This is a genomic window from Winogradskyella thalassocola (assembly GCF_900099995.1).
Lineage (GTDB): Bacteria > Bacteroidota > Bacteroidia > Flavobacteriales > Flavobacteriaceae > Winogradskyella > Winogradskyella thalassocola.
In genome coordinates, this window is record NZ_FNCZ01000001.1 from 1,127,314 (window position 1) to 1,139,326 (window position 12,013).

Annotated in this window: 5 protein-coding genes; 2 read left to right on the forward strand and 3 right to left on the reverse strand. The window is 34.4% G+C overall.

Annotated elements, in window-relative coordinates; translation table 11 throughout:
• Positions 1-41: 41 nt before the first annotated feature.
• The 3 genes from BLT80_RS04735 to BLT80_RS04745 form a co-directional block, all read right to left on the reverse strand.
• The gene (locus BLT80_RS04735) at positions 42-869 is read right to left on the reverse strand and encodes a T9SS type A sorting domain-containing protein (RefSeq protein WP_092466416.1); all 828 of its coding nucleotides are present in this window, start codon (positions 867-869) and stop codon (positions 42-44) included.
• Positions 870-1,018: 149 nt separating this feature from the next.
• Positions 1,019-5,059: a pectinesterase family protein gene (locus BLT80_RS04740; protein ID WP_092466417.1), complete on the reverse strand. Its 4,041-nt coding sequence runs from the start codon at positions 5,057-5,059 to the stop codon at positions 1,019-1,021.
• Between the two features lie 280 nt (positions 5,060-5,339).
• Positions 5,340-6,656: a pectate lyase family protein gene (locus BLT80_RS04745; RefSeq protein WP_092466418.1), complete on the reverse strand. Its 1,317-nt coding sequence runs from the start codon at positions 6,654-6,656 to the stop codon at positions 5,340-5,342.
• A 254-nt stretch (positions 6,657-6,910) separates the two neighbouring features.
• On the opposite strand from BLT80_RS04745, the gene BLT80_RS04750 reads away from it, so the two are divergent.
• Together BLT80_RS04750 and BLT80_RS04755 are read left to right on the forward strand one after the other, a co-directional pair.
• Complete coding sequence (locus BLT80_RS04750) at positions 6,911-10,183, forward strand: SusC/RagA family TonB-linked outer membrane protein (protein WP_245710108.1); 3,273 nt, start codon at positions 6,911-6,913, stop codon at positions 10,181-10,183.
• A 19-nt stretch (positions 10,184-10,202) separates the two neighbouring features.
• A complete protein-coding gene (locus BLT80_RS04755) occupies positions 10,203-11,990 on the forward strand; it encodes a RagB/SusD family nutrient uptake outer membrane protein (RefSeq protein ID WP_092466420.1) in 1,788 nt (595 codons plus the stop codon).
• The last annotated feature ends 23 nt before the right edge of the window (positions 11,991-12,013 follow it).

Here is a 12,013-nt window from a genome sequence, read left to right on the forward strand (position 1 = left end):
TACTGCTTTTGTTTTAGAAAAAGGATGAATTTCTTAATCTATTATTGCACTAATAATTTAACGGATTTCTGGCCTTCTAAAGTTGTAACTCTAGCGAAATATAAACCTGAATTAAAACTAAAATCAAGATCAGTATTTGTGTTTACTGTCTTTACCAAAGCACCTGTAATGCTATAGATATTAACCTCCGTGTTAGAAGTTACATTAGAGATGTAAATTCTATCATTAGCTGATTTTACACTTGTATTTATAGCTGTATCAATATTATTAATGCTTAGCACATCTGCTCCTGCTCCTGTTACTTCAATTTTATAAAGGTTAAAAGAATTTGAATCATAAATATAAATGTTTCCACCAGTACCAGTATAACTAGCTGTTATGGTTTCTGGATCACCATTACCTACAGCTTGAAAAGAATTCAATAAAGTAGTGCCGTCTGATATATAAAGAATACGTTCAGTATCACTGCTACTACCAGATCTAAACCAAATTTTTACATCAACGGGTCCAGATACAGGAAAATACATATAGCTATAACTTGGTAGAAAATCAACTGGTGCAGAACCTCCGTTAAATTTAAAACGGTTAATTGATGTATATTCATCAGGCGTACCAGTATCCCAAGTAGCTCCACCTGCATTTTCAATTTGACCAAATTTATCACCACTACTATCTCCCACTAAAAAGAGATTGTCTTTCTCTACTGTAGCACCTTCAGCTGCGTTAAAAGCAACTACAGGCCACAATGCAATTTGTTCAGGACTCGTGTAAGTTGGATCCCCCCCAAAATCCCAAACTTTAGTTTGAGCTTGTAAAGTAGCCAAAAAAAGCAACATTGGTAAAACCAATAAAAGTAATTTTTTTTTCATGTTGTAAATATTTTAAGGTTAGATTATTACGTAATTGTAATCGATTACAAATTTAAGGATTTTTTTAAAATAAAATAAGTATTTATTAAAAAAGTATTAAAAAAGATCATCTGTTTGACAGATGATCTTTGTACTTAGTTGTTTTTAGACTAAAATCGATAATGTGAAATCAACTTTACCACTTTATTACCGTCATTGGCCTGTATTTTAACAATCCATATACCATCGGCAATATCAATAGAAGTATCACTCACAGTATCTAGGTTAGCAACTAAAGCTCCAGTTATGTTGTAAACCTCAATATGTGTTTTTGATGTTATATTAGAAAAGTGAAGCTTTTGATTATAAGCTTTAATTATAACAGACGATTCTAAATTATCATAATCATTTACAGAAAGCAATTCCGGAAACGGATCCCAATCATCCGCTCCTTTAGTAAAGTTAAAAGTATTAATAGCTTTACCATCTGTTAAAGTAGGACTATCCAGAACTGTTGACCATGGTGCGCGTGTTTCTGAATTATCAACACCAGAAGCATTTTCAATAGTCCCATATTCGTACATCATTGAAGATTCTCCTCCAAGAGAGCTAGTCCAGCCTTCAGGTGATATTAAAGACAATCCTTCTGAACCAGGGTAAGTAGATTCATCTATCGTTGTATTATAAAATACAACCTCACTTGTATTTGGTGCCCATGGACGACCAAAGTAGCCAGGCTTAGAACCATAAGTTGAAGCCGTTTCAACTCCTGGAATAGGAGACTTAACATTACACTCATACATTAAAAATCCTCTTTCTGTAGTTTGTTGTGCTGCAGTAATATATGCGGCATCACTACTGTGATCACTTGTGTTTAATACAAAATTGGATTGATAAAATACAGCTGTCATACCTCCAAAAATATAATCAACGGCTCCCATCATATCTCCTTTATAAATAGCTACTCTTGCACCTTGAGCTCCGTAAAAAGAATCTTGACGGCCAATAACTCTACATTGGTCTAAAATAACTCTGTCTGCACTGGCAGCAATACCAATCGCAGCAGCTTGTGTAACATAGCCGGCTGATCGATCCTGTACAGCTGTATTACCAAAATTAGTTGGTCTTGTTGGCTCACTTGCAGCTTTTGCTTTAACTATGTCTTGAGACTCTTTTAAAGAGATATACTGATTAAAAGAGTTTTCTAAAATGATGTCTTCTACTGTAACATTTTGAGCGGTAATCACAACGGTCGCATTCCAATAAGAAGAACCTCCTCCTGTTCCTTCTTGATTTATGTAATCGGTATGTCCATTTTCTGTATTCACAGCTAAAACTTCAGCATTCCATTTGTTATTAGTTCCTTGACTATAGAAATTATATTTCTGTCCGTAGTAAGAAGTAACTCTCACTGCGTTGGCATCAATATCTACACCTGCATTGAATATAGCAATACTTGGATTTGAAGCTGCATTTTTTAAGGTTACATTATTGCTATTAATAACTAACATTTCTTCATAATTCCCTGGGTCAATCATAACTGTTACTGGTTCGTCATTAGGACGATCCATTCGAGAAATTGCATCTAAAGCACCGTTTATAGTTTGATAATCTTTATTTACACCAACTGTTAACATTGAACTATAAGCTTCAATTGCTACGACTTGAAATGATACAAAATATGAAGTTGAATTAACAGCTATATTAACCACACCATCTGTTGCTCCTAGATATATGTATTCATATACCACATTTGTACTCGTACTATTAGAAGTATTAGTTACTGCTGGACCTCCTTCAACAGAATAATCCGAAGCGTAATAATCGGTAATAATTACCTTATCGCCAACAGAAACAGGAATAGCGATTGTAGATCCTGAGCTTGCATTTAAATCTCCATTAGTTCCTCTAACATTAGTATTTCCTGTAAATAAAAGCCCTTCGTATGCTGAAGCAGCATTGATAACTTGATCATTAAATGTCCATTCAGTAATTGGGTTAAAAGTTAAATCTTTTGAAGTATCTGAACCCAGAACATTTAGATTTGAAGTTAATGCTAACCTTACTGGATAAGCATCAATGCCATCGTAAGAAACTGTATAGATTCCGTCGCGTAATGCTACTGTTGTGATATCGGTAAAACTATACGAATAACCTTCTTCGTTATTGTTTGTAAATGTTAGGTTTAATTCATTTTGTTGTGTTCCATCTAATCCATTAGCATTGATAACTACATTGTATAAAGGTTTTGCAGAAAAAACAACGTCTGCTATTTCGTCAGCTGTACCTATGGTAATTGTATTTGCTAAAATTTCATAATCATTTACCCCTTCTGCAGTTATTGTGTATTCAATTCCTGCTTCAATATCTACACTGTAAGTAGAGGAAATTTCGTCTATTGTAACAATAGGATTGTAAACTGTTCCTGCTCCAGCATTTGGTGTGTATTGTAATGTAACATCTGTTAGGTCTGTTAACCCAGTAATATTACCACTAACGTTATAAATATCTACTTGTGCTACCACAACATCATAAGTTGTTGTTTCTTCAGTTGCATCTAAACTCAATCCATTAGTTATTATATAGCCATTGGCATCACCTAGGCTAAGATTATAAGTATACTCTGCTGGTAAATCGATTGTGTAAGTTGCACTAGAAACCACTGCTGGAAATGCTTTACCAGCTTCATTGGTAAACACTATAGAGTATCCACTAGGAATACCAGCAGCAAATGTTTCGTCAACTGTTCCGCTTAATGATAGATATTGCGCCTCTTTTCTTAGTATTCTGTAGTAACTTGGTTTATCAACTTCATCAAAGATATGATACTCACCAGCTTCTTTTGCTACGAAATTAACCGTTTGCAGGTCACCACCTACAGCAACTACATCATCTTGTATTGCAGGGTCTGCAGTATATTGAAAATGAACATTTCCTGTACCAGATTGTGTTAGCATCATTACAGTAACTTCATCATCTTCATTTAGAGTTAAACTCATATAACGCCCTGTTGCGCCTGCCGCATTAACATAAATTCTCCCCGAATGGTCAGCAATACCACTTGTATTTTCATCATAGCGTGTTAAGTTAGTATTTGCGGTTCTTAAGCGATCATTTGTTCCTCCTAACCAAGACAAATCACCTGCTGTCCATGCTGAAGGCATTACATTACCTGAAGTGCCAGGTGTAATAGAACCATCATACCAAGCGTTGATATCTGTTTCTGTCAACATATTGTTATACAGAACTTCGTCTAATTGCTCTGCAGCGAAATCCCAGACATCTGTTTTAATAATTGTACTCTCTAGAGATGTTACATCAATAGCTGGAGTATAAGCATTTGATCCACTAAATGTAAAATACAGAGTCGTTGGACCACCGGCATAATTAAATTCATAATATCCAGTTTGGTCAGCCATATTAGGATGTGCATCCATATCGACGTCAATTGTTCCTAATTGATTACCACCAATCGCTGTACCACCATCCATAGTACCAGAACTATATTCTGAGCCATAAAAACGAACAGTACAACTTCCTCCTTCAACATTTATTTCTAAAGAATTACCATCTTGAAAAGCAACACCATAACCACTACTATGCCAGAAACTTGTAGCCGCTTGTGTTCTTATTTTACCATCTGGACTTGTTGTTGAAGTTACAGGATCCCATTGAACTCCTGTGTTTGTAAAAGTTGATTGGTCACCTAAATTGTATGAAGATGTTGGTGATATTACATCAATAGCAGGAGTATAAGCATTACTACCGCTAAAGGTAAAAAATAAAGTGGTTGGACTACCTGTATATACAAATTCATAATAACCTGTTTGGTCAACCATGTCAAGATATGCATCCATATCAACGTCCATTGTCCCTAGATCATTAATTCCTATAGATGTTCCTCCATCCATGGTTCCAGAGCTGTATTCTGAGCCATAAAAACGAATGGTGCTTATGCCATCCACATCTATTTCTAAAGAATTACCATCTTGAAAAGCAACGCCATAATTACTACTATGCCAGAAACTAGTTGCTGCTTGTGTTCTTAATTTACCATCAGAACTTGTTGTAGAGGTTACAGGAACCCATTGAACTCCTGTATTTGAGAAAGTTGATTCATCGCCCAAATTATAGGTAATAGTTGTTTGCCCATTTGCCATAAATCGAAAAAATAGCAAGGCAAACATTGCGAAATAGGAAAGTTTTTTCATCGTTTGCGTTTATTTAAAGTTTATATATAGTCTTGTAATCGTTAACTAAAGCAACGTAGGTTATACTGTTTTGGGAAGTCTTTTTTTTAATAAAAACAACCAATTACAAAATTGAATTAATTAAATACCAAGTAATGTAATCGATTACATAAGTTTTAAAATTAAAAGGCATAAATAAAAACGAAGGTTAATATTATGTTTAGTAATCAGTTATTTAACAGGAAATATGTGAAAATTTTCATAGTTACTTTAAATTTATTGATATTCAGAAAGTTTCAAATTATTTTTTAATTATCTTAAAGGTCTTAGTGTTGTTTTGAATTTGAAGCTGAACAAAATAAATGCCTTTAGTATATTGACTTAAATCTATAACTGTTTTATTATTCGGTGTGTTTTGTGTTGATATTGATTTATTCATTATGTTTTTTCCATGAACGGTGTACAACGAAAACTTAGCTTCATAATAGTTTTCTAATGAAAATTCAATGCTTAATGCATCTTTTACTATAGTTGGATAATATTTAACCTTTGAGAAAATAGCATCTTCTATTCCAAGATTGTCACAACTAGAAGACATTTCACCAGAGCTTGTAACTTGTAATGTGGCTCCAGCACCACAATTTACATTTGGAATATTTGTAGAGACATCACTAACAGGAATTACACTATAAGTATATGTAGGTTGAGGGACTGTACCAATATTAGATACTCCATTTATGCAATTATCAAATTCTAAAGTAACTGTGCCACCATAACTTTGATACACTGTGCCAATGTTTGCAAAATCTGAATTTTCAACATAGCATGATAAATTGTTTAATCCACCACTAAATCCAAGAGCTCTCGAACTAGAAACATTCGTATTGTAATAACAGTTCAGTATATGAAGTTGAGAATTACGTGCTCTTGGCATTCTTTCTTTACAACCTTCGGCCCAATAACAGTTTTGAAAAGTAACACTATAATGTCCGTCTGCTGGAGCTTGAGAGTCGCTTGAGCCTACCAAATTTGAGAACCTATGATCATTTGAGCCACCAGGACCACCTGGAACAGCTGGTTTTAGATAAGTGAACTTACACCATGAAACTGTGATATTATCTGAATTTCCTTTTATATCGAAATTACCATCTACTCCATCTTGGAATTCACAATGATCTACCCATAGGTTAGTGCAACCATTGGCTGTTAGATTATCTCGACCGTCAACATCATAGGCCCCAGCTCCTTCGAAAATTAAGTTTCTTATGATGACATTATTAGATCCGTTCTTTAAATTTAAAATGCCAGAACCCGATTGTGTTTGTGAATTGTTTACGAGTCTGGCACCTGGTAACCCTATTATGGTTTTATTTGTAACTATCTCACTAATATTTTGACCTGATGCAATAATTATTGTACCTGAGACTAAAATGACCTGTGGGGTAGATAGTTTAATTTTAGCCTTGAAATCTGAATAGGTACTAACTGTAACTGGAGTAACGTTTCCACCACCTGTAGTTGCTTGACCATAACCCTCAGGAGTAGACAGATAATAATTTTGACCATAATTTATGGAAGTAAAAAATAGGGCGAGAATTAATAGGATTGATTTTTTCATTAGAATCATTTTAATACCAGATAAATCATAAACATTACGTAATGTAATCGATTACAAATATATGTAAAAATGTATTAACTGCTAATAAATTCATAAAAGGTGAAAACTTTTTGCGTTTGAATTAAAATCATTTTAATGTTAAATTTTTCACTAAATAAAAAAAATATTAACAAAAATTTGTGTATTTAAAAATTTACGATAAATTTGTGCAATCGATTACATTTTAAATAATTTATAAACTAACTCTATAATTCATGTGTAATAATCTAACTGGTTTTTTGTTTTTCCATTCCATTGAACGGAAAACAAATGGATTTTCATCCATAAAATCTATGTCGTTAATGCTGTTTTCATTATTTGTTTTTAGTAGTACAATTTCTTTTGCTCAGAACAACACTATAAGTGGTACGGTAACTGCGGAAGATATGGGTTCACCTATTCCTGGTGTATCTGTATTTGTAAAAGGAACTTCCATCGGTACTTCTACTGATTTTGATGGTAACTATTCATTAAATATTTCCGGACCGAATGTTGTTTTGACATTTTCATATATTGGATATGCAACTCAAGAAATAAAAGTTGATGGCCAATCAAGACTAAACGTTGTGCTAATACCAAGCTCAGAATCGTTGGAAGAAGTGGTTGTTATTGGTTATGGAACATCACGTAAATCTGATTTAACAGGCTCTGTAGTTTCTATAGGAGGTGAGGATTTAAAAGAACAAGGTATTTCTAATGTAGCTGAAACATTAACAGGGCGTTTGGCTGGTGTTCAAGTATTATCTAGTGAAGGTTCACCCGACTCCGATATTCAAATTAGAGTACGTGGTTCAGGATCTTTAACGCAAGATAGCTCACCACTAATTATTGTTGATGGTTTTCCTGTTAATAGCTTAAGTGATATCTCCCCTACAGATATAGAAAGTCTTACCGTTTTAAAAGATGCTTCATCAACTGCGATTTATGGTTCTCGAGGAGCAAATGGGGTTGTTATTGTTACTACAAAAAGTGGTAAGGAAGGAAAAATTTCAGTCAATTTTAATACCTTCTATGGTGTGAAACAAATTGCTAATACTATAGATGTTCTTAGTCCTCAGGATTATGTTAAATGGCAATACGAATACGCTCTACTTGACGAACAGCCGCAGAGTTACGAACAATATTTTGGACTCTATCAAGATTATGATCAGTATGTTGGTATGAAAGGAAATAACTGGCAAAAGCAAATCTATGGTAGAACAGGTGAGGTAAATAGTCGAGACTTAGCTATAAGAGGTGGTTCTGAAAAAATTAATTTTAATTTTAACTATGCACTTTATGATGAAAAAGCCATTATGATTGGTTCGGACTTTAAGAGAAGTAATCTGTCATTGGCGCTCAAAAGTAAAGTCAGCGATAAAATAGATTTATCATTTACGATCCGTTATTCCGATACAGAAGTGAATGGAGGTGGAGCTAACGAACAAGATGAAGTTTCATCTGCAGATGCTCGACTTAGACATAGTGTTGGTTATTCTCCGATACCACTTCCGGGATTAACAACAACAAACACAGATGAAGCGCTTTCGAGCTATTTAGTAAATCCGTTTGTTGCTGTAGACGATAATCAACGAAAAAAATTAGGTGAAAACTTTAATATGTTAGGAAGTTTTTCTTGGAAAATAGTGGATAATCTTCAGTTTAAAACTGATTTAGGATTAAATAAAAGGAATGACTTAGATTATCGCTTTTATGGAAGATCTACTTACTACGCAAACAACAGGCCAGCAGCCGAAAACCAAGGTTTGCCAGCACTACTTATTAAAGACAGAAAAAGAGAAAGTTTTAGAAACGCTAATACGCTGAACTATGATTTTAAAAACATTATGGGTGATGACCATGGTCTTAAACTTTTATTAGGACAAGAAATTATTGTTTCTAAAGACAATAGAATTACAAGCGAAATCCAAGGTTTTCCAAGAGATTTTGCTTTTGGCACCACCATTAATCTGACGACTCAAGGTGTACCTTTATCTGTCGACAATTTTTACAGTCCAGAAGATAAATTGTTATCGTTTTTTGGTCGCGTTAACTACGATTATAAAAATCGCTATTTATTTACTGCAACGTATCGTATTGATGGCTCTAGTAAATTCTTAGGAGATAATCGTTGGGGCTATTTTCCTTCTGCCGCTGCGGCATGGAAAATATCAGAAGAAGAATTTCTTGCTGATACAGATTGGTTAAATTTATTGAAGTTGAGATTAAGTTATGGTCAAGCAGGTAATAATAATATTCCCGCAGGGCAGACGGTTCAAAACTTTGAATCATCAACGACTTCCTATTTAAATGATATTGATAACTACTGGTCTGCTGCAAATATTTTGGCTAATCCCGATTTAAAGTGGGAAACAACAGTTTCTCAAAACCTTGGTTTAGATTATAGTTTATTCGGTGGGAGTGTAAGCGGGGCTTTTGATGTATATAAGAATGTTACCCAAGATTTATTAATTAGATTTCCAACACCAGGAACTGGTTATGATAGTCAATATAGAAACATGGGGGAAATTCAAAATACTGGTTTTGAGGCCTCTTTAAATATTGGGGCAATAGAAAAGGAGAATTATGGATTAAATATCTCTTTCAATATAGGTGTTAATAAAAATCGTATTAATTCACTTGGTGTAATGGAGGATTTTGGAACAAACACCAATTGGGCATCTACTCAAATAGGAAATGATTATTTTATTAAAGTCGGACAGCCAATTGGTTTAATGTACGGATACCAAAGTAATGGACGATATGAAGTGTCTGATTTTAATTATGATTCAAACACTGGAGAATATACTTTAATAGATGGTGTCGCAGACAACAGTGCCGTTATCGGTAACGTGATGCCAGGCTCTATGAAATTAAGAGATATTAGCGGTCCTGAAGGAGTACCTGACGGTATTGTAGATGTAAATGACCAAAAAGTAATTGGTAATGCAAATCCCAAGCATACAGGAGGTATGGTTTTGAGTGCCCGTGCTTATGGTTTTGATCTTTCTGCTGCATTTAACTGGAGTGTTGGAAATGATATCTACAATGCTAATAAAATTGAGTTTAATACGTCAAACCAAAACGGACAGTACAGAAATCTAAGTACTGATATGAGTGATGGTACGAGATGGACAAATTTAGATCCTTCTACTGGGCAGTTGGTTACGGATCCTGTACAGTTAGAAGCACTCAATGCTAATACGACAACATGGTCTCCTTTTATGCAGAACTTTGTCTTTAGTGATTGGGCAGTTGAAGATGGTTCTTTTTTGAGATTAAATACACTAACTCTTGGCTATTCTCTTCCTGATTCAGCTCTATCTGATTTCGGTATTTCTAAATTAAGATTATATGTAACAGCGAATAATGTTTTCATTATTACTAATTATTCCGGATTAGACCCAGAGGTTTCTACAAGAAGAAAAACGCCTCTTACTCCAGGTGTGGATTATTCTCCATACCCGAGAAGTAGACAAGTCATTTTTGGATTAAACCTAAATTTTTAAATTAAACATTTTTTAAAAGATGAAAAAAATAATTATAATTTCAGGAATTATATTAGCTGGAATGTTAAACTCATGTCAAGAGTTTGAGGAAGATTTTTTAGACGCGCCAGCACAGTCAACTCTAGATGAGTCAATTATATTTTCCACACCGGGCTTAGCTAAAGGAGCCGTTGATGGTATAATGGAACCGTTTGGTCAAACCAATTCTTATAGAGGACGTTTTATTCCTTTCTATGGATTTAATTCGGATACAGAATGGAACTACAGTTCTGATGAACCTGGTAGTTCTCAAGGTGAACTTATGATTTATGATGCTAAGCCAAATAATTCTCAAATGAATTCATCAAATAATGCTTGGGCCATGATGTTTTTAGGTGTTGAACGTGCAAATATTTGTATTAGAGGATTACGGAATTTTGGAAATCCACTACCTGGTACCGAACTTGGACAATTATTAGGGGAAGCACTAACTTTAAGAGCTATTTACTATGCAGACTTAATGAAAGCTTGGGGTGATGTTCCTGCGCGTTTTGAGCCTATTAATTCAGAAACTATATATATCGAAAAATCTAATAGAGATATAATTTATAAACAAATCATTGCAGATTTGGGAGAAGCATCGACGTTAGTGGCATGGCCAAATGAAACTTCTGCTACAAATTCTGTGGAACGTATTAACAAAGCTTTTGTAAAAAGTCTCAGAGCGCGTTTAGCTATGGTTGCTAGTGGTTTTCAACAATATCCTGATGGTGTTAGAAGAAGTACTGATCCCGAACTTTCAGTTCAAAACATGTACACTTTAGCATTAAATGAAGCTACAGATGTTATTGGAAGTGGTAGTGCTTCATTAGAACCTTCCTTTGAAACGTTTTGGAAAAACTATAATAAAGAGGTCTTAACAGCAGGTAAAGAGTCTCTATGGGAAATTCCTTTTTCGGCTGGTCGTGGTAGAGTGTTATTCTCTTTTGCCGTAAGACATCGTGGAGTAGATCAGCATACAGGCCAGGCTAGAGGAGGTATTGCTGGTCCCCTGCCAACGGTGTTTTATGATTTTGATGAAGAGGATAGTCGTAGAGATGTGTCTTGTATTCCTTATCAATGGGGTAATCCAATTGAAGGTATTGCGAAACAAGAATTAGTAAACTTAGACACTTGGTATTTTGGTAAATATCGTTATGAATGGATGGATCGTTATGTAACCTCAACCAACGATGATGGTGTAAATAAGATTTATATGCGTTATGCAGAGGTGCTTTTAATAGCTGCCGAAGCTGCAAATGAATTACAAGGGGCAGGTGCAGCTGCACCATATCTAAAACAAATTCGTATAAGAGCTTTTCCTTCTGAACTTCATACAGAAAAGGTGGATAATTATGTAAATGCTTTAACCAGTACAGAAGATATGTTCAATGCAATTGTAGATGAGTACTTATATGAATTTACTGGTGAGATGATACGTAAACAAAACTTAATTCGATGGAATTTACTTGGTGCTAATCTTGAAGAAGCTAAGGTTAAGATGTTTAATTTAAAGAATCGTACGGGTGAATATGCCAATGTGCCTTCAACTTTATATTATAAATACCAAGATGATGGAGAAACTCTTGAGGTATATGGATTAAATAGGAATGAAGACGTAGATCAAGGAGCAGAATATTCAGCCTTTGGTTGGGATAATTTAGAAGATGATATAATAAATTCTCTTTATAAGCAAGGTGTAAATCCAGACAATAGACAATTTTGGCCAATATGGCAAGTCTTTATTGATGGAAGTAACGGTCTGTTGGTAAATGATTACGGTTATTAAAAAATAATTAATTAGAAATAAAT